The sequence below is a fragment of the Pseudomonas sp. EU05-FHT14B02 genome, from assembly GCF_058791055.1.
Genome location: NZ_JBYTDD010000001.1, coordinates 100085 through 118352 on the forward strand (window position 1 = coordinate 100085; position 18268 = coordinate 118352).

Genomic DNA, 18268 nt, shown 5'->3' on the forward strand with positions numbered 1-18268 from the left:
CCGCCATCAGCCAGCTCGACGCAACAGCCAGAACCCCGCGACGGCACAAACGCCCGCCGGCACCAGTACCGAAAGCAACGGCGGGAAGCCGAACACCTGACTCGAAGGCCCCAGCAGATCCTGAACGATGCGGAAGGTGAAGCCCACCAGCACGCCGGTGAACACCCGTTGACCCAGGGTCACCGAACGCAGCGGACCAAAGATGAAGGAAATTGCCATCAACACCAGAGCGGCAGTCACCAGCGGCTGCAACACCTTGACCCAAAAAGCCAGCCAGTAGCGGCCATTGTTCAGCCCCTGGTCCGCCAGATAGTGGATGTAACTCCACAGACCACTGATCGACAGCGACTCGGGCACCATGACCACGGTATTCAGCAACTGCGGACTCAACGCAACGTCCCAGCGCTCTTGCGGGGTCGAAACCACTTCGGTGCTGCGCTCGTGGAACAGCGTGGTCGTGACATCCGACAACTGCCAGTGATCGTTTTCGAAGTTGGCACGCTTGGCGAAACTCGCCGACAGCATGTGCCGCTCTTTGTCGAAGCGATAACGGGTCACGCCATACAGGATGCCGTTGGGTTGTACCGAGTTGACGTGAATGAACTCATCGCCCTGGCGGTGCCACAAGCCGTGCCTGGCGCTTTGTGCATCACCGCTGCCCTGGGCCAGCGAGCGATTGGCCTGTGCGGCGGTTTCAGAGGGCGGAGCGACGTACTCGCCGACCAGCACGCCGGCCAGCATCAATACCAGCATCGGCTTCATGACCGCCCAGACGATCCGGCCGATCGACACACCAGCGGCACGCATGATGGTCAACTCACTGTTGCTGGCCAGGCTGCCCAGACCGATCAGGCAGCCGATCAGCGCAGCCATCGGCAGCATTTCGTACATCCGGCGTGGAGCGGTCAACAATACATAACTCAGCACATCGACCAGGGTGTAGGTATCGCTGATTTCCCCCATCTCGTCGATGAAGGCAAACAGTGTCGCCAGACCAAGAATGATCCCGAGCACCGCCAGGATTGCCATAAACACACTGCTACCAATGTAGCGGTCAAGCTTAACCACGGGCCACCTCCAGCGCGCTGCGGCGACTCGCCCTCTTCAAGCGCAAGGGTTCCCAGTAGAGCAGGCCCAGACCGATGGACAGGAAAATCCCGTGCACCCACCACAAGCCAAACACCGCAGGGATCTTGCCCTTGTCGAGGGCACCACGGGCGGCAATCAGAATGCTCAGGTAAGCCATATAAAGAAGAATCGCCGGCAGTAACTTCAGGAATCGGCCCTGACGCGGGTTGACCCGTGACAGCGGCACCGCCATCAAGGTCACGATGAACACCAGCAACGGCAGAGACATGCGCCATTGCAGTTCGGCGCGCATGCGTATGTCGTCACTACCAATCAATGTACGGGTCGGCATTGCGTCACGGTCGGTGACTTCGTCACTGACTTCCGGTTTTGGCAGCAACACACCGTACTCGTCATACTTGATTGCCCGGTAGTCGGCCTGCCCCGGACTACCGTCATAGCGATAGCCGTTATCAAGGATCAGGTAGCGGTTGCCGTCCGGACGAATTTCCTGGCGCCCCTTTTCCGCCACCAGCACAGAAATCCCGCGATCCTTGTTATTGGAGCTGATGTTTTTTTGCGAGATGAACACACCACCCAGATTGACGCGGTCATCGGACATGCTTTCGGTGTAGGTAACCCGGGTGCCGTCGCGCAAAGCCTGGAAACGCCCTGGTTCCAGGGTATCGAATTCGGTCAGGGCATCCTGTTTGTTCAGCAGCAACTGAAACTGATTGGCCCCCTGTGGCGCCAGACTCAGGCTCAGCCACGCCACGACGAGCGCAACCAGGGTGGCCGGGAACAGCGTCATGCAAAACAGCCGCTGCTGGCTCATGCCCGTGGCCGAGAGCACGGTCATTTCGCTTTCGAGGTACAGGCGCCCGTAGGACAACAGGATCCCGAGAAACAGCCCCAGTGGCAGGATCAGCTGGAGGAAGCCCGGCAGGCGATAGCCCATGATCAGGAACAACGACCCGGGATCCAGCAGGCCCGAAGCCGCCTGGGCGAGGTATTTGATGAAACGACCGCTCATGATGATGACCAGCAGCACGGCACTGACGGCGCTCAAGGTCAACAGGACTTCGCGGGATAGATAACGGAAGACGATCAAACCAGACACTCCAGGGTTGTCAGGCTAAGGCGGCCGAACAAGCAAACGTATCGGACAGCCCGCAAGGCAGAGCCGCCGAAAAAAGATGGCGCATTATCCTGTGATTGGGTGCGCCTGTCACTGCGCAATGCATCCCCCCCTTGTAGGAGCGAGCCTGCTCGCGATGGTCGTCAACGATAACGCGGGGAGCCTGACACCCTGCGCCACTCTTGGGTTCTTCGCGAGCAGGCTCGCTCCTACATTCGTGCGGCCGAGGGTTGTCAGGCGCAGCTGGCGAGGTTCAAACTGCGGCCTTTGTCGCCGGTCGATCCTGGCGCCTTTCTGTTTATAAGCAATCGACGCACATAAGGTGTCGGGCGCATGCGTGATAACCATCAATTCAGGGACCCGGACATGGAACTGGTTGTAAAGAGCGTCAACCCCGAAACGTTGAAGACCGCCACTCTCGTGGTCTCCGTCGGCGAAGGCCGCAAGCTCGGCGGTGTTGCCAGACAACTCGACGAACTGAGCGGCGGCGTGATCAGCACCGTGCTCAAGCGCGGCGACCTGGCCGGCAAGGTCGGCCAGAGCCTGCTGCTGCACAGCCTGCCGAACCTCAAGGCCGAGCGTGTGCTGCTGGTGGGTGTTGGCAAGGACGACGAACTGGGTGACCGCCCGTTCCGCAAGATCATCGCCGGTATCCTCACTACCCTCAAAAGCCTGGGCGGCAGCGATGCAGTGCTGGCCCTGGATGAAGTGGTCGTCAAAGGCCGCGACAGTTATGGCAAGACCCGCCTGCTGGCCGAAACCCTGGTTGACGGCGAGTACAGCTTTGACCAGTTCAAGAGCCAGAAGGCCGAACCCCGCGCGCTGAAGAAAATCACCCTGCTGACCATCAAGGCCGCCCAGGCTGAAGTGCAACGCGCCGTGACCCACGCCACCGCCATCGCCAACGGCATGGCCTTCACCCGCAACCTGGGTAACCTGCCGCCGAACATCTGTCACCCGACCTTCCTCGGTGAGCAAGCCAAAGACCTGGGCAAAGAATTCAAGGACCTGAAAGTCGAAGTCCTCGACGAGAAGAAGATCAAGGCCCTGGGCATGGGCTCGTTCTACGCCGTCGGCCAGGGCAGCGCCCAGCCTCCGCGCCTGATCGTCATGCAATACAACGGTGGCAAGAAATCCGAGAAGCCGTACGCGCTGGTCGGCAAAGGCATCACCTTCGACACCGGCGGCATCAGCCTCAAGCCGGGCGCCGGCATGGATGAAATGAAGTACGACATGGGCGGCGCCGCCAGCGTGTTCGGCACCCTGCGTGCCGTGCTCGAGCTGAAGCTGCCGATCAACCTGGTGTGCATCCTGGCCTGCGCCGAAAACATGCCGAGCGGCAACGCTTCGCGCCCGGGCGACATCGTCACAACCATGAGCGGCCAGACCGTGGAAATCCTCAACACCGACGCCGAAGGCCGTCTGGTGCTGTGCGACGCCCTGACCTACTCCGAGCGCTTCAAGCCGCAAGCGGTCATCGACATTGCGACCCTGACCGGCGCCTGCGTGGTTGCCCTGGGCTCCCACACCTCGGGCCTGCTGGGCAACAATGACGAACTGATCGGCCAACTGCTGAGCGCCGGCAAGGCTGCCGACGACCGCGCCTGGCAACTGCCGCTGTTCGATGAGTACCAGGAACAGCTGGACAGCCCATTCGCCGACATCGCCAACATTGGCGGCCCGAAAGCCGGCACCATCACTGCGGCCTGCTTCCTGTCGCGCTTCACCAAGAACCTGAACTGGGCGCACCTGGACATCGCCGGCACGGCCTGGACCAGCGGCGGCAAGGACAAGGGCGCCACTGGCCGTCCGGTTCCCCTGCTGACCCAATACCTGCTGGACCGCGCCAAAGCCTGAAACCGTTGATGGGCGGCGGCGTCACTTTTCGGTGGCGCCGCTTGCCGCTCTGGAACCGCAATGACCAAAGTCGACTTCTATATCCTGCCCAGCGCCGATCCTTCGGCACGCCTGGACTTTGCCTGCAAGCTCACCGAGAAAGCCTGGCGCATGGGCCACCGCATCTACCTGCATTGCAGCGACGCGGCCCAGCGTGACGAACTCGATGCGCGGCTGTGGGCGTTCAAGGGCGAAAGCTTCGTGCCCCACGGCCCTGCCGACAGCGAACCTGAGGGGTTAATTGTCCTGGGGTTGGGCGATGATTGCGGTCAACACCAGGATTTGCTGGTCAATCTCGACCTGAAAGTCCCGGCCTTCGCCAACAAATTCGCCCGGGTGGCGGAAGTGGTGGTGGAGGATCCGACGATCAGAGCGGCCGCGCGGGAGAGTTTCCGTTTCTACCGCGAACAGGGCTATCCTCTGCAAGATCACCGTTTACAGCGACTCTGAGCCTTCCAATGGACACTCCAAAACCGCTGCAACAGTCCGCGCACCTGCTGGACGACCTCGAGTCGATCCGCCAATTGCTCGGCGATGACAACCTGCAACCGCCTCTGCTGACCGACACGGTCGAGGAAGGTGATCAGGAACAGATTCCCATGTTGTTTGACGCCGTGGGCGAGACTTCGCCACCCGTCGTACCGACAGCGCCTGCCCCGATCGTTGAACCCGTCACCGCAGCGACCTCGGCGCCCGCCCCAAGCAAGAACCCGGATGACTTGCTGCACCTGGACAGCGAATTGCGCGCCGCCGCGCAATTGATCATGCAAGACGTGATCGACGATTTCGCCCCGCACATCGAGACCGAAATCAAACGTCGGCTCAGTGCGCGACTGGAGCGCTTGTTGAGCCAGTACAACGACTAACCACAACGCATATGGCTCTACTGTAGGAGCGAGCTTGCTCGCGAAGGACGTTAATGATTACGCGCGCTATCTGGATAAACGCGTCGTCGTTCCAGTCTTTCGCGAGCAAGCTCGCTCCTACAGTAGAAGCAGCGTTCAGGTGCTCAAGTAGCGTCCGATCAACGCGATCCCGCTGGCCAGCACCAACCACGTCACCAGGCGCACAAACGCCTCGCGGGACAAGCGCATGGTCAGCCGTCGACCGAACCACAGCCCCAGCACCATCGCCGGCAACAGACAAACCGCCAACACCAGCAACGGCAAATCGGCATACACACCGGCGATTGCAAACAGGCTCAAACGCACCACCGTACTGCAACTGATCAGCGCACTCTGGGTGGCCCGGGCCGCCTCCTTGGGCAACCGGCTGTTCAAATAGATCGCATAGAGAAAACCGCCGCTGCCAAACAACGCGCCAAACATTCCGCCCACCGTCCCCATCGGCAGCGCCCACGTGGCGGACAACTGCGCCGGACGGACCTTTATCCACAGGCTGTAAATTGCATAGGCGCTGATAAACAGCCCCATCAGCAGCAGCAACAGGTCGGATTTCAGGTTCAGCAGGAATATCACGCCGAGGGTGCAGCCCACCGCCATGCACGGCAGCAACCGCAACAGCTCCGGCCTCGCCACATCGCGCCGCGAAGGCAACAGATTGCCGAATGCCGCGACAAAATCGAGCAACACCAGCAAGGGCACGATCTTCGACAGCGGCATGAACAGAATCAGAATCGGTCCCGCCACCAGCGCGGTACCGAAACCGGCGATGCCGAACACGATGTAGGCCAGGGCGATGCCAAAGCCAATCACCAGCCAATCCACTACGCCGAAAGGCCATTGGCTCAACAACGTCAATGCGCTCATTGCAGCGCTCCTCTATTTAAGTTCGCTGACTTTAGCCATCGCTGAGCGTTGCGACTAATATCATCAAAGCCACTAACCCATCTCAAAAAGGCATGCCTTGTGCTTTCAATCCGGCAACTGCGTTACTTCGTTGAAATCACTGAATGCGGCAGTTTCGGCGCCGCAGCCGAGCGCCTGTTCATCGCCCAGTCGGCCCTGAGCCGGCAAATCAAGGACATGGAAGTCCACTTGCAAACCCCACTTTTCGAACGTACTGCGCGGCGGCCCCAACTCACACCAGCGGGCGAGGCTTTTTTACCCCGTGCCAAAAACCTGTTGAGCGAGTTGATCAAGGCCAGCGACATGGCCACCAGGATCGGCAATGGTCAACACGGCACCTTACGTTTGAGCCATTCCAGCACTGTGCCCATGAGCGGCCGACTGCTGCGCAGCGTCGACCGTTATCTCGAACATCATCCCGGCGTGTCCATGGACATCGCTCAGTTGTCTTCCGAGGCGCAGCTGCAAGAGTTGGCAGACGGCCGACTGGACATCGGCCTATTGCGCCTGCCAGTGCTCCGTCAGTGTGAAGAGGTGCAGATCGACCCGCTCTACGACGAACCATTGCTGGTGGCAGTCCCGCCCGATCACTGGCTGGCCGGGGACAAATCCGGGCGACAGATCAACCTGGGGCAGCTACGCGACGAAGCGTTTATTTCCATCCCTCATCCCCAGCGAGGCGGTCTTAGCTACCTGTCTGCCGAGTTGTGCATGCGCCAGGGCTTCTTTCCCAAAGCAGCTCGGGTAATGTCGCGTAAAACCACGCAACTGCAACTGATCCAAGCGGGATTTGGTATCGCCCTCTTGCCGGAATCGATGCAGGACATTGCGCCACCCGACGTTCATTTCCTGCCGTTGGCAGACCCCGGCAGTCATAGCAGCGTCGCTCTGGCGTACCGCAAACACCCGACGGCACTGGTTCAACAGTTCCTCGAGCATTTGGTGATATAGGGGTCGTGCATTCACTTGAAGAATGCCTTTAAACTGCGCCCCATGATTAAAGATCCCTTTGCAAGACTCGGCCTGGACCGCGAAGTCCTGACCGTCAGCCAGCTCAACGGCCGTGCGCGGGTGTTGCTTGAAGACGTGTTCAGCAACATCTGGGTCGAAGGCGAAATCTCCAACCTCGCCCGCCCGGCTTCCGGCCACGTGTATTTCACCCTCAAGGACAGCGGCGCCCAAGTGCGTTGCGCGTTGTTCCGGCAGAACGCGGCACGGGTTCGCCAGGCCTTGAAAGACGGCCTGGCGGTCAAGGTGCGTGGCAAGGTCTCGCTGTTCGAGGGACGCGGTGATTATCAGCTGATCCTCGACACCGTGGAGCCGGCCGGCGATGGCGCCTTGCGCCTGGCGTTCGATGCACTCAAGGAAAAGCTCAGCGCCGAAGGCCTGTTCAGTGCCGAGCGCAAGGTGCCGTTGCCGGCGCATCCGCAACGCATCGGCATCATCAGTTCGCCCACTGGGGCGGTGATCCGCGACATCATCAGCGTGTTCCGCCGTCGTGCACCGCAGGTGCAATTGACCCTGATCCCTACCGCCGTACAGGGCCGCGAAGCCACAGCGCAGATTGTCCGCGCCCTGAAACTTGCCGATGCCCGCGGTTTCGACGCACTGATCCTGGCCCGGGGCGGTGGCTCGCTGGAAGATCTCTGGTGCTTCAACGAAGAAGCCGTGGCCCGCGCCGTAGACGCTTGCGTGACGCCGATTGTCAGCGCGGTCGGCCATGAAACCGACGTGTCGATCAGCGACTTCGTGGCCGACGTACGCGCGCCCACCCCCTCCGCTGCCGCCGAATTGCTGGCACCGGACTCCAGCGACCTGATGCGTCGGGTCGAAAGCCTGCACCGACGGCTGGTGATGCGCATGCGTGACCGCTTGATGCGCGACCGCCTGCGCCTGGAAGGCGTTTCCCGACGCTTGCGCCATCCCGGCGAGCGCCTGCGCCAACAAGCGCAACGCCTGGATGACCTGGACATGCGCATGCGCCGCGCATTCGAGCGCAGCCTCAACACTCGCCGCGAGCGCTTGATCCGCCTGGAAACCCGATTGGCCGCACAACATCCGGGCCGGCAACTGGCAATGCTTCGCCAGCGCCTCGACAGCCTGGCCGAACGCCTGCCACGCGCGATCCGCGAAGGGCTGAAGAGCCGTCGCCTGCAGTTGCACAGCCAGATGCAGACACTGCATGTGGTCAGCCCGTTGGCGACCCTCGGCCGTGGCTACAGCATCTTGCTGGACGAGCGCGGCAACGCGATCCGCAACGCCGCGCAAACCCATACCGGCCAGCGCCTGAAGGCCAAACTGGGCGAAGGCGAACTGCAAGTACGGGTCGAAGACAATCACCTGACGCCCGTCACCCTTTCTTTACTGGATTGATCCATGCCGCGTTTCTTTGCTCCGTTGCTATTGCTGCTCCTGACCTTCAACGCCCATGCCGACAGCTACATTACTCGCCAGTTGAACAAACCGGTGCCGGGAGGCGTTGCGGTGGTGGACCTGGGCACGTCCGCCCAGGCACCAAAAGCCACTTATCAAGGCAAACCGGTGCTGGTAGTGAAGGAACAGAACAACTGGCTGGCCATTGTCGGCCTGCCGCTGACGGTCAAGCCGGGGGTTCAATCGGTCAGCAGCGGCGGCCGTAATCTGAATTTTACGGTTGGCAACAAGAAATACCCGGAACAGCGCATCACCCTGAAGAACACCCAACAGGTCAATCCGGATCCGGAAAATCTCAAACGCATCGAACGTGAACTGGCTGAGCAGATTACTGCCTACCGCACGTTCAGCCCCAACACCCCGAGCAACCTGCTGCTGGACAAACCGGTGAACGGGCCGCTGTCGAGCAAGTTCGGCGTGCGGCGCTTTTTCAACGGTGAAGAGCGCAACCCCCACTCAGGCCTGGACTTCGCCGTACCCGGCGGTACGCCAATCAAGACCCCGGCCGCCGGTAAGGTGATCCTGATCGGTAACTATTTCTTCAATGGCAACACGGTGTTCGTCGACCATGGCCAGGGGTTTATCAGCATGTTCTGCCACATGTCGAAAATCGACGTGAAGGTGGGGCAGCCACTGGCCCGTGGTGACGTGGTCGGCAAAGTCGGCGCGACCGGCCGCGCGACCGGACCGCACATGCACTGGAACATCAGCCTGAACGATGCGCGGGTCGATCCGGCTATCTTCATTGGCGCGTTTCAGCCCTAGCTTTTTGTTGAGGCTGATGGCCTCATCGCGAGCAAGCCCGCTCCCACAAGGATTGCGCTGTTCCTGTGGGAGCGAGCTTGCTCGCGATGGCAATATCACAGACACCGAAAGCAGTCCGGCAGTGTCACATTATCAATTGCGCACCGTTCAAACCTCGCGCAAGCAACAAAACAATCACTGCCAATCGCAGCAATAAAATCTCGATAAATACCTGTTCACGAGTATTCCTCTCAATTTTTTTCGACTGCTTGCCATCTTTCCCCCCCAAGGTTAGGGTTGAAGGCATGAAAACCTCTCACACCCTCATTCAGCTCCGCCAGCACCGCAGCCTGTGCCTCGTCAGTGCACGACTGCCGGGCTGAATCGTGGTGCCTCGTCCCAAGCGTTAGTCCAAGAACTTTTGATCCACCGGCAGGCCGCCTTTTTTCGGCCAACACAATAAGGATTTCCTGATGAGCATGCTCAAAGACCCGTCTTCGAAATACCGCGCGTTCCCGACCATCGACATTCCGGACCGCACCTGGCCGTCGAAAACCATCACCGCCGCGCCGATCTGGTGCAGCTCCGACCTGCGCGACGGCAACCAGTCGCTGATCGAACCGATGGACGCCGTCAAGAAGCTGCGTTTCTGGAAAACCCTGGTGCAGGTCGGCGTGAAGGAAATCGAAGCGTCGTTCCCGGCCGCCTCGCAAACCGACTTCGACTTCGTCCGCACCCTGATCGAAGGCAACCACATCCCGGACGACACCACCATCCAGGTGCTGACCCAGGGCCGTGAAGACCTGATCGAGCGCACCTTCGAATCCCTGCGCGGCGCGAAGAAAGCCATCGTTCACCTTTACAATGCAACCTCCCCTTCCTTCCGCCGCATTGTCTTCAACCAGGACAAGGACGGGGTCAAGGCTATCGCCGTGAACGCCGCCAAGCTGTTCGTCAAATACGCGGCCATGCAGCCGGACACCGAGTGGACCTTCGAATACTCGCCGGAAACCTTCAGCGCCACCGAAATGGAGTTCGCCAAGGAAGTCTGCGACGCGGTGATCGAAGTCTGGAACCCGACGCCCGAGCACAAGATGATCCTCAACCTGCCGGCCACGGTGGAATGCGCGACGCCGAACATCTATGCCGACCAGATCGAATGGTTTGGCCGTCACATCAACCGTCGTGACAGCGTGATTATCAGCCTGCACACCCACAACGACCGTGGCACCGGCGTTGCCGCCACCGAACTGGGCCTGATGGCCGGCGCCGACCGTGTCGAAGGCTGCCTGTTCGGCAACGGCGAGCGTACCGGTAACGTCGACCTCGTGACCGTGGCATTGAACCTCTACACCCAGGGCGTGAACCCTGAGCTGGACTTCTCCGACATCGACGGCGTACGCAAAGTCGTCGAAGAGTGCAACCAGATCCAGGTACACCCGCGTCACCCGTACGTCGGCGACCTGGTGCATACCGCGTTCTCCGGCTCGCACCAGGATGCGATCCGCAAGGGCTTTGCCCAGCAGAAACCGGACGCACTGTGGGAAGTACCGTACCTGCCGATCGACCCGGCCGACATCGGCCGCAGCTACGAAGCGGTCATCCGCGTCAACAGCCAGTCGGGCAAGGGCGGTATCGCCTACCTGCTGGAACAGGAATACGGCATCAGCCTGCCGCGTCGCATGCAGATCGAGTTCAGTCAGGTCGTGCAGCGTGAAACCGACCGCCTGGGCCTGGAAATGACCGCCCAGCAGATCCACGCATTGCTGCACAGCGAGTACTTGCAGGCCAACACCCCGTACGCGCTGGTCAGCCATCGCCTGCAGGAAGAAAACGGTCACAGCGCCGTCGAAGTGGAAGTGGCCAGCCAAGGCCAGGGCGAGACTAACCTGCACTGGCGCGGCAAGGGCAACGGCGCCCTGGAGGCGCTGGTGGCCGGCTTGCCGGTACCGGTGGAAATCATGGATTACAACGAGCACGCCATCGGCGCTGGCACCAATGCCAAGGCTGCGGCCTACATTGAACTGCGAGTGAACGGCGAACGCGCGGTGCATGGCGTCGGCATCGACGAAAACATCACCACCGCCAGCTTCAAGGCCCTGTTCAGCGCACTGAACCGTTCACTGAGCCAGCCGGAAGCGAAAGCGGCTTAAGTCTCTGCTGCAATGCAAAAGACCCCTTGGTGCGAACCTTGGGGTCTTTTTTTACCTGTCCGTTTTGTGTTGCCTGACAGGGCCTCATCGCGAGCAAGCTCGCGATGAGGCCCTGTCAGGCAGTAAAGGTTTCAGGTGAACTCAAAGGTATCGGCATCCAGATTCGCCGGAAACCGCGTGCGATACGCCGCCAGTTCCGCCGCATCCAGCACCACCTTGAACACCCCGTCAGCCTCTCCGGCACTGAGCAGCGTCTCGCCCTGGAAATCCAGGACCTGGCTGTCACCTGTGTACGCAAAACCTTTGCCATCCGTGCCAATACGGTTCACCGCCGCCACATAGCACAGGTTCTCGATCGCCCGCGCTGGCAGCAAGCGGTTCCAGTGCTGGCGCCGCGCACCGGGCCAGTTGGCGGTGTACAGCAGCAGGTCGGTGTCCTGGGCGTCACGGCTCCACACCGGGAAGCGCAGGTCGTAGCAAATCAGCGGCCGTACGCGCCAGCCCTTGAGCTCGAACTGCACCTGGCGCTCGCCGGGGGTGTAGTGGTTATGTTCACCGGCCATGCGGAACAGATGACGCTTGTCGTAATGCCACACCTCGCCATCCGGGCGTGCCCACAACAGACGATTGCGATGACTGCCGTCGGCGGCCTGGACGATCACGCTACCGGTGATCACCGCATCAAGCCTCGAAGCCTGAGCCCGCAGCCATTTGCTGGTAGGCCCGTTTTCCGCTTCGGCGAGGGTCTCGGACTCCATCGAGAACCCGGTAGTGAACATCTCCGGCAGAATGATCAGGTCAGCGCCGCGAGCCTGTTCCAGCAACGGTTCGAAATGCTCGAGGTTGGCCTGGCGGTCGTGCCAGGCCAGGGACGTCTGGATCAGCGCAACGGTCAGTTTCGGCAACGCACTCAGATCACGCATAGTTTTTCCGCCGCTTCACGCAGGGTCTCCTCACGCTTGGCAAAGCACAGCCGCACCAGGCGCTGGCCAACCGGTGGCGTCTGGTAGAACACCGAGATCGGGATACTGGCCACTCCATGCTCGCGAGTCATCCACAGGGCCATCTCGACGTCATTGAGGTCCGGGCGGATCTGCGAGTAATCGACCAACTGAAAATAGGTGCCGGTCACCCGGGTGAAACTGAAACGCGACGGCGCCAGCAGATCGCAGAACAGATCACGCTTGGCCTGATAGAAAGCAGGCAGCTCTTCGACGTGCTCGGGATGCTCGGCCATAAAATCGGCCAAGGCATATTGCAGCGGCGTCACACCACAGAAATTGACGTACTGGTGCACCTTGCGCAATTCCGCCGTCAGGGCCGGCGGTGCGATCACATAACCGGTTTTCCAGCCGGTGACGTGGTAAGTCTTGCCGAACGAACTGACAACGAATGCACGCTGATACAGCTCTTCATGGGCCAGCACGCTGACGTGAGGCACACCGTCATACACCAGGTGTTCGTAGACTTCGTCGCTGATCACATAGATATCGCGATCACGGATTAACGTCGCCAACTGGTCGAGTTCGTCACGGTTGATCAACGCACCGCTAGGGTTGTGCGGGGTGTTGAGAATGATCATCCGCGTGCGCGGGCTCAGTGCCTGAGCAAGCTTCTCGAAGTCGATACTGAAATCGTTCAGGCCCAGTTGCACATGCACGCAACGGCCGCCTGCCAGCTCCACCGAAGGTTCGTAGCTGTCGTATGCCGGGTCAAACACAATGACTTCGTCACCGTTGTGGATAACCGCCTGAATGGCACAGAAAATCGCCTCGGTCGCTCCAGGAGTCACCGTCACTTCGCTATCGACATCCACCTGCACGCCATAACTGCGGGCGATCTTCGCCGCGATCTGCTGACGCAACACCGGCAGCCCGGTCATCGGCGAATACTGGTTATGGCCGCTGGCGATATGCCGGCCGACCGCATCGCACAGGGCCTGCGGGGCCGCGAAATCGGGAAAGCCCTGGGACAGATTGAGCGCGCCGGTCTGAGCCGCGAGCTGAGACATCTGAGTGAAGATAGTGATGCCGACATTCGGCAGCTTGCTGGTGATCATCGGTGGTTCCCTGCTCTACACCCGGCTCTACGGCGGCGCGGGGGAGTCCGAGGATAGCCCAAACGGCAGGCATGAAAAAGGGCGCCATTGGCGCCCTTTCCATCCCACGGGAAAAACCTCGATCAGCGCTTGTCGCGACGCTTCTTGTCGGCCTTCTTGTGGTGCGACATCAAGCGACGCTTCTTGTTGACCTGACGGTCGGTGAGCGTGTTCTTGTTGCCTTCGTACGGGTTCTCGCCACCCTTGAACTCGATGCGGATCGGCGTACCGACCAGCTTCAGCACACGGCGGTAGGTGTTTTCCAGGTAACGCACGTAGGACTTCGGCACCTTCTCGATCTGGTTGCCGTGGATCACGATGATCGGCGGGTTCGCGCCACCGAGGTGGGCATAACGCAGCTTGATCCGGCGGCTGTTGACCATCGGCGGCTGGTGCTCACTGACCGCGTCTTCCAGGATCTGGGTCAGGCGACTGGTCGGCCAACGCGTAACCGCGGACTTGAACGAGTTCTGTACCGACGCGTAGAGGTTGCCCACGCCGGTGCCGTGCAGTGCCGAGATAAAGTGAATATCGGCAAACTCGACGAAAAACAGACGACGCTGCAACTCGATCTTGACGAAGTCGCGCTCGCTAGGCGTCATGCCGTCCCACTTGTTGATCGCGATGACCAATGCACGACCGGCCTCAAGGGCAAAGCCCAGCAGGTTGAGGTCGTGATCCACCACGCCTTCGCGAGCGTCCATCACGAAGATCACCACGTTGGCGTCTTTGATCGCTTGCAGGGTTTTGACCACGGAGAACTTTTCGACTTCTTCGTGGATCTTGCCGCGCTTGCGCACACCGGCGGTGTCGATCAGCGTGTACTTCTCGTCGTTACGCTCGAACGGGATGTAGATACTGTCGCGGGTGGTGCCGGGTTGGTCATAGACGATTACCCGGTCTTCCCCGAGCATGCGGTTGACCAGGGTCGACTTGCCGACGTTCGGACGGCCGATGATGGCGATCTTGATCCCGTCTTTTTCGCTTGGGCCAGGAATGCGCTTGGCTTCCTCGCCTTCGGCTACATCTTCTTCCTCGCCTTCTTCCAGCTCGTCTTCGTCTTTCGGGAAGTCACTCAGTGCGATTTCCAGCAACTGGGTGATACCACGGCCGTGGGCACCGGCGATCGGGATCGCGTGGCCCATGCCCAACGGGGCGAATTCGGCGCGGGCCATTTCCGGGTCGATGTTGTCGACCTTGTTGGCCACCACGTGGGAACGCTTGTTACGTTTGCGCAAATGCTCGGCGATCATCTGGTCGGCGGCGGTGAAACCGGCCTTGGCATCTACCAGGAACAGAACGACATCCGCTTCTTCAATGGCCAGCAGCGACTGCTCGGCCATTTTTTCGTCCATACCGTGCTCGTCACCGGAGATACCGCCGGTGTCGATCAGAATGTAGGAACGCCCTTGCCACTTGGCCTCACCGTACTGGCGATCACGGGTCAGACCGGACAAGTCGCCGACGATGGCGTCACGAGTCCTGGTCAGGCGGTTGAACAAGGTGGACTTGCCGACGTTCGGTCGGCCCACCAGGGCGATTACGGGAACCATGCGGCTCTCCACTTCGTTATTTCAGAAAATACAAAAGCCGCTGCGAGGCAGCGGCTGGTGCTCGGGGCAATCACCGTGTGTTTTTTTGCAGGAGCGAGCTTGCTCGCGAAAAACGCAAAGACACCGCGTTTATCCAGATTACCAACGTAATCGTTGACGTCCATCGCGAGCAAGCTCGCTCCTACACTCTTACAAACGGTGAAGCAGCCTGGGGGGTTAACCCCAAGCATAGTCAAACCTTTACTTAATGGTCAGGGCTTCCAGTTTGCCGCTGTTGCCATACACATAAATCGTGTCACCCACCACCAGCGGACGGGCACGCAGGCCGTCGCTGTCGATGCGCTCGCGGCCGACGAAACGACCGTCCACCTGACTCAGCAGGTGCAGGTAACCTTCCAGGTCACCGACTGCAACATAGCTGGAGAACACTTCCGGAGCCGACAGTTGACGGCGGGCCAGCGAGTCGTTGCTCCACAAGGCTGTGGTGGAACGCTCGTCGACGCCTTCAACGGTGCCCGAAGACAGGGTCACATAAACGGTACCGAAACCCTGTGCGACACCGGCATAGCTGGAAGCATCACGCTGCCAGAGCTGACGGCCGCTTTGCAGATCCAGAGCAGCAACGCGGCCCTGATAGCTGGCGACATACAGCGTCTCGCCCGACAGCAGCAAGCCACCGTCGATGTCGACCACGCGCTCCAGCTCCGAACGACCTTGCGGGATCGCTACGCGCTGTTCCCACACCGGTACGCCGTTGGAGATGTCCACGGCAACCACTTTACCGGTCGACAGGCCAGCCACCGCGAGGCGGTTGGTCACGATCGGCGCACTGGTACCACGCAGGGTCAGTACCGCAGGCGTGCTGTCATAGATCCAGCGACGGTCACCAGTGGAGGCATCCAGGCCGATCAGACGATCGTCCTGGGTCTGAACCACCACGACGTCACCGTTGTTGGCTGGCGGCGCCAGTACTTCGCTGGACACGCGCGCACGCCACTTTTCTTCACCGTTGATCGCGTCCAGGGCAACGATTTCACCCTTGATCGTACCAATGGTGACCAGACCGTAACCTACGCCAACGGCGCCGGAAACAGGCAACTCGAGGTCTTTCTTCCATTTGACGTCGCCGGTGTTGCGGTCCATCGCCATCAACACGCCAGTGACGTCGGCAGCATAGATGGTATCGCCATCGATGGCCGGAACCAGCATGTTGTAGGTTTCGCCCTGACCGTCACCGATAGAACGACTCCACTGCTTGTGCAGAACCACTTCTTCCTTGAAGTCGACCAGCTCGGCCGGAGGCAGTTCTTTTTTGCTGTTACTGCTGCAACCCGCGGCCAAAATGGCCAGGGCCAGCAATGCTGCATGTTTCCAACGAATCACGTCACGCATCCCCTTTGGCCAGGTCGTCCAGCTTGATTTGCAAGCCACCGACCGCCGCTTCATCCGACAGTGCCGCCTTGGCTCTTTGATACGCCGCGCTCGCCTCTTCGGTGCGACCCAACTGTACCAGCAGGTCACCCTTGAGCTCTTCGCGAGTGGCCAGGAATGCCTTGTCGGCATCGCCTTCGAGCAGCTTCAGTGCTTCGTCGGCCTTGTTCTGCGCGCCGAGTACCTGGGCCAGTCGCTGACGGGCGATTTCGCCCAGCGCCGGGTTGGCCGGTTTGGCGACAATGGCTTTGAGCTCGGTGACCGCGTCGTCCAGCTTGCCGCTGTCGACCGCTACCTTGGCCACGAACAGGCTGCCGTACTGCGCATAGGCGCTGCCGCCGAACTCGCTGTTGAGCTTGCTGGCCAGGTCCGAAACACGGGCCGCATCAGGCTTGCCGTCAGGCGTCAGCGTGGTTTCGAGCAATTGCTGATAGAGAACCGAGGCGCCTTGCGACTGATTGCTCTGATACTTCTGGAACGCCTGCCAGCCGAACACGATGACCAGCGCCAACAGGCCGCCAGTGACCAGGGGCTTACCGTTGCGTGACCACCATTCCTTCAATTCCATCAAATGTTCGTCTTCGGTACTCGACACCCCAATACTCCTTAATCGCTAATTCGGCTGTTTAGACAGCTTCAACCCTGCACGACGCAGGTGGCCAGGTGTGCTGCAAGCGCATCCCAGGCAATGCTTTGTTGTTCGCCCTGGCCACGCAGGGGTTTGAAACCTACCACTTGCTGGGCCATTTCGTCGTCACCGAGGATCAGCGCGTACAGCGCGCCGCTCTTGTCGGCCTTCTTGAACTGGCTTTTGAAACTGCCGGCGCCGGCGTTCACTTGCAGACGCAGGTTAGGCAACTGGTCACGAACGCGCTCTGCCAGGGTCAGGCCGGCCAGTTCGGCGGCTTCACCGAAGGCGCAGAGGTAGACGTCGACCTGACGGGAGATCTCTTGCGGGATCTGCTCCAGGGTTTCGAGCAACAGCACCAGGCGTTCGATGCCCATGGCAAAGCCAACGCCGGCGGTCGGCTTGCCGCCCATCTGCTCCACCAGACCGTCGTAGCGGCCACCGGCACACACGGTGCCCTGGGCGCCAAGTTTGTCGGTGACCCATTCGAAAACGGTCTTGCTGTAGTAATCCAGCCCGCGAACCAGCTTCGGGTTGATCACATAAGGAATGCCGGCGGCGTCCAGACGAGCCTTGAGGCCCTCGAAATGCACGCGGGATTCTTCGTCGAGGTAGTCGGCCATTTTCGGCGCATCGACCAGAATCGCCTGCGTCTCGGCGTTCTTGGTGTCCAGGACCCGCAAGGGGTTGGTCTTCAGGCGGCGCTGGCTGTCTTCGTCCAGCTTGTCCAGATGCCGGGACAGGAACTCGACCAGTGCCTCGCGATAACGACCGCGAGACTCGCTGGTGCCCAGGCTGTTGAGCTCGAGCTTGACCGCATCGCGGATGCCCAGTTCGCCCCACAGGCGCCAGGTCAGCACGATCAACTCGGCGTCGATGTCCGGACCGTCGAGGTTGAACACTTCGACACCGATCTGGTGGAACTGGCGATAACGGCCTTTTTGCGGACGCTCGTGGCGGAACATCGGACCGATGTACCAGAGTTTCTGAACCTGGCCGCCGCCGGTGATGCCGTGCTCCAGCACCGCGCGCACACAGGCCGCCGTGCCTTCAGGGCGCAGGGTCAGGGAGTCGCCGTTGCGGTCGTCGAAGGTGTACATCTCTTTTTCGACGATGTCGGTCACTTCACCGATGGAACGCTTGAACAGCTCGGTGAACTCGACGATCGGCATGCGGATCTGCTTGTAACCGTAGTTATCCAGCAGACGCGAAACGGTGCCCTCGAAATGACGCCACAGGGGAGTCTGTTCGGGCAGGATATCGTTCATGCCACGAATGGCTTGCAGAGACTTGCTCACATTAAATCCTTAAATTCGTT

Annotated in this window: 18 protein-coding genes; 7 read left to right on the plus strand and 11 right to left on the minus strand. The window is 60.5% G+C overall.

Annotated features, from left to right (window positions below):
• Positions 1-6 precede the first annotated feature (6 nt).
• Together lptG and lptF are read right to left on the minus strand one after the other, a co-directional pair.
• Positions 7-1068, minus strand: a complete 1062-nt coding sequence (gene lptG / locus AC3WTM_RS00400) for an LPS export ABC transporter permease LptG (RefSeq protein ID WP_102670178.1) — start codon at positions 1066-1068, stop codon at positions 7-9.
• Complete coding sequence (lptF, locus tag AC3WTM_RS00405) at positions 1061-2179, minus strand: LPS export ABC transporter permease LptF (RefSeq protein ID WP_102670179.1); 1119 nt, start codon at positions 2177-2179, stop codon at positions 1061-1063. The genes lptG and lptF overlap by 8 nt, the downstream gene beginning before the upstream one ends.
• A gap of 393 nt (positions 2180-2572) precedes the next feature.
• Between lptF and AC3WTM_RS00410 the strand changes: the two genes are divergently transcribed.
• From AC3WTM_RS00410 to AC3WTM_RS00420, 3 genes are read left to right on the plus strand one after another with little or no spacing between them, the layout of a single operon-like run.
• Entirely contained in the window at positions 2573-4063 is a 1491-nt protein-coding gene (locus AC3WTM_RS00410; protein ID WP_102670206.1) for a leucyl aminopeptidase, read from the plus strand.
• Positions 4064-4123: 60 nt separating this feature from the next.
• On the plus strand, positions 4124-4552 hold the full coding sequence (locus tag AC3WTM_RS00415) for a DNA polymerase III subunit chi (protein WP_102670181.1): 429 nt from the start codon (positions 4124-4126) through the stop codon (positions 4550-4552).
• Between the two features lie 8 nt (positions 4553-4560).
• On the plus strand, positions 4561-4968 hold the full coding sequence (locus tag AC3WTM_RS00420) for a DNA polymerase III subunit chi (RefSeq protein ID WP_102670182.1): 408 nt from the start codon (positions 4561-4563) through the stop codon (positions 4966-4968).
• Between the two features lie 135 nt (positions 4969-5103).
• Here AC3WTM_RS00420 and AC3WTM_RS00425 read toward each other — a convergent pair whose 3' ends face one another.
• Positions 5104-5871, minus strand: a complete 768-nt coding sequence (locus AC3WTM_RS00425) for a sulfite exporter TauE/SafE family protein (RefSeq protein ID WP_102670183.1) — start codon at positions 5869-5871, stop codon at positions 5104-5106.
• A gap of 99 nt (positions 5872-5970) precedes the next feature.
• Here AC3WTM_RS00425 and AC3WTM_RS00430 point away from each other — a divergent pair, with 99 nt between their 5' ends.
• From AC3WTM_RS00430 to AC3WTM_RS00440, 3 genes are read left to right on the plus strand one after another with little or no spacing between them, the layout of a single operon-like run.
• Entirely contained in the window at positions 5971-6861 is an 891-nt protein-coding gene (locus tag AC3WTM_RS00430; protein WP_102670184.1) for a LysR family transcriptional regulator, read from the plus strand.
• Between the two features lie 42 nt (positions 6862-6903).
• The gene (gene xseA / locus AC3WTM_RS00435; RefSeq protein ID WP_102670185.1) at positions 6904-8283 is read left to right on the plus strand and encodes an exodeoxyribonuclease VII large subunit; all 1380 of its coding nucleotides are present in this window, start codon (positions 6904-6906) and stop codon (positions 8281-8283) included.
• Between the two features lie 3 nt (positions 8284-8286).
• Positions 8287-9108, plus strand: coding sequence for a peptidoglycan DD-metalloendopeptidase family protein (locus AC3WTM_RS00440; protein WP_102670186.1), 822 nt, complete (start codon positions 8287-8289; stop codon positions 9106-9108).
• A 124-nt stretch (positions 9109-9232) separates the two neighbouring features.
• Here the strand turns inward: AC3WTM_RS00440 and AC3WTM_RS00445 are convergent, their stop codons facing one another.
• Positions 9233-9394 (minus strand): hypothetical protein, encoded by a 162-nt coding sequence (locus tag AC3WTM_RS00445; RefSeq protein ID WP_173677917.1) that lies wholly within the window; start codon positions 9392-9394, stop codon positions 9233-9235.
• Between the two features lie 166 nt (positions 9395-9560).
• On the opposite strand from AC3WTM_RS00445, the gene leuA reads away from it, so the two are divergent.
• Entirely contained in the window at positions 9561-11240 is a 1680-nt protein-coding gene (leuA, locus tag AC3WTM_RS00450; protein WP_057716291.1) for a 2-isopropylmalate synthase, read from the plus strand.
• A gap of 131 nt (positions 11241-11371) precedes the next feature.
• Here the strand turns inward: leuA and AC3WTM_RS00455 are convergent, their stop codons facing one another.
• From AC3WTM_RS00455 to hisS, 7 genes are all read right to left on the minus strand, one after another.
• Positions 11372-12163, minus strand: a complete 792-nt coding sequence (locus AC3WTM_RS00455; RefSeq protein ID WP_102670187.1) for an amidohydrolase — start codon at positions 12161-12163, stop codon at positions 11372-11374.
• The gene (locus AC3WTM_RS00460; protein ID WP_102670188.1) at positions 12151-13299 is read right to left on the minus strand and encodes a pyridoxal phosphate-dependent aminotransferase; all 1149 of its coding nucleotides are present in this window, start codon (positions 13297-13299) and stop codon (positions 12151-12153) included. The genes AC3WTM_RS00455 and AC3WTM_RS00460 overlap by 13 nt, the downstream gene beginning before the upstream one ends.
• A 122-nt stretch (positions 13300-13421) precedes the next feature.
• Positions 13422-14891, minus strand: coding sequence for a ribosome biogenesis GTPase Der (der, locus tag AC3WTM_RS00465; protein ID WP_057716294.1), 1470 nt, complete (start codon positions 14889-14891; stop codon positions 13422-13424).
• A complete protein-coding gene (locus AC3WTM_RS00470) occupies positions 14879-15064 on the minus strand; it encodes a hypothetical protein (protein ID WP_139212618.1) in 186 nt (61 codons plus the stop codon). The genes der and AC3WTM_RS00470 overlap by 13 nt, the downstream gene beginning before the upstream one ends.
• Positions 15065-15131: 67 nt before the next feature.
• Positions 15132-16283 (minus strand): outer membrane protein assembly factor BamB, encoded by a 1152-nt coding sequence (gene bamB, locus AC3WTM_RS00475; RefSeq protein ID WP_057716296.1) that lies wholly within the window; start codon positions 16281-16283, stop codon positions 15132-15134.
• Entirely contained in the window at positions 16276-16917 is a 642-nt protein-coding gene (locus tag AC3WTM_RS00480; RefSeq protein ID WP_102670189.1) for a tetratricopeptide repeat protein, read from the minus strand. The genes bamB and AC3WTM_RS00480 overlap by 8 nt, the downstream gene beginning before the upstream one ends.
• 41 nt (positions 16918-16958) lie before the next feature.
• Entirely contained in the window at positions 16959-18248 is a 1290-nt protein-coding gene (hisS, locus tag AC3WTM_RS00485; RefSeq protein ID WP_008053247.1) for a histidine--tRNA ligase, read from the minus strand.
• Positions 18249-18268 lie beyond the last annotated feature (20 nt).

Bases quoted from the DNA above. Each gene is read 5' to 3' on its own strand.
- AC3WTM_RS00410 (WP_102670206.1), top strand. From the start codon at position 2,573: ATGGAACTGGTTGTAAAGAGCGTCAACCCCGAAACGTTGAAGACCGCC.
- AC3WTM_RS00415 (WP_102670181.1), top strand. From the start codon at position 4,124: ATGACCAAAGTCGACTTCTATATCCTGCCCAGCGCCGATCCTTCGGCA.
- AC3WTM_RS00420 (WP_102670182.1), top strand. From the start codon at position 4,561: ATGGACACTCCAAAACCGCTGCAACAGTCCGCGCACCTGCTGGACGAC.
- AC3WTM_RS00425 (WP_102670183.1), bottom strand. From the start codon at position 5,871: ATGAGCGCATTGACGTTGTTGAGCCAATGGCCTTTCGGCGTAGTGGAT.
- xseA (WP_102670185.1), top strand. From the start codon at position 6,904: ATGATTAAAGATCCCTTTGCAAGACTCGGCCTGGACCGCGAAGTCCTG.
- AC3WTM_RS00440 (WP_102670186.1), top strand. From the start codon at position 8,287: ATGCCGCGTTTCTTTGCTCCGTTGCTATTGCTGCTCCTGACCTTCAAC.
- AC3WTM_RS00445 (WP_173677917.1), bottom strand. From the start codon at position 9,394: ATGCCTTCAACCCTAACCTTGGGGGGGAAAGATGGCAAGCAGTCGAAA.
- leuA (WP_057716291.1), top strand. From the start codon at position 9,561: ATGAGCATGCTCAAAGACCCGTCTTCGAAATACCGCGCGTTCCCGACC.
- AC3WTM_RS00455 (WP_102670187.1), bottom strand. From the start codon at position 12,163: ATGCGTGATCTGAGTGCGTTGCCGAAACTGACCGTTGCGCTGATCCAG.
- AC3WTM_RS00460 (WP_102670188.1), bottom strand. From the start codon at position 13,299: ATGATCACCAGCAAGCTGCCGAATGTCGGCATCACTATCTTCACTCAG.
- der (WP_057716294.1), bottom strand. From the start codon at position 14,891: ATGGTTCCCGTAATCGCCCTGGTGGGCCGACCGAACGTCGGCAAGTCC.
- bamB (WP_057716296.1), bottom strand. From the start codon at position 16,283: ATGCGTGACGTGATTCGTTGGAAACATGCAGCATTGCTGGCCCTGGCC.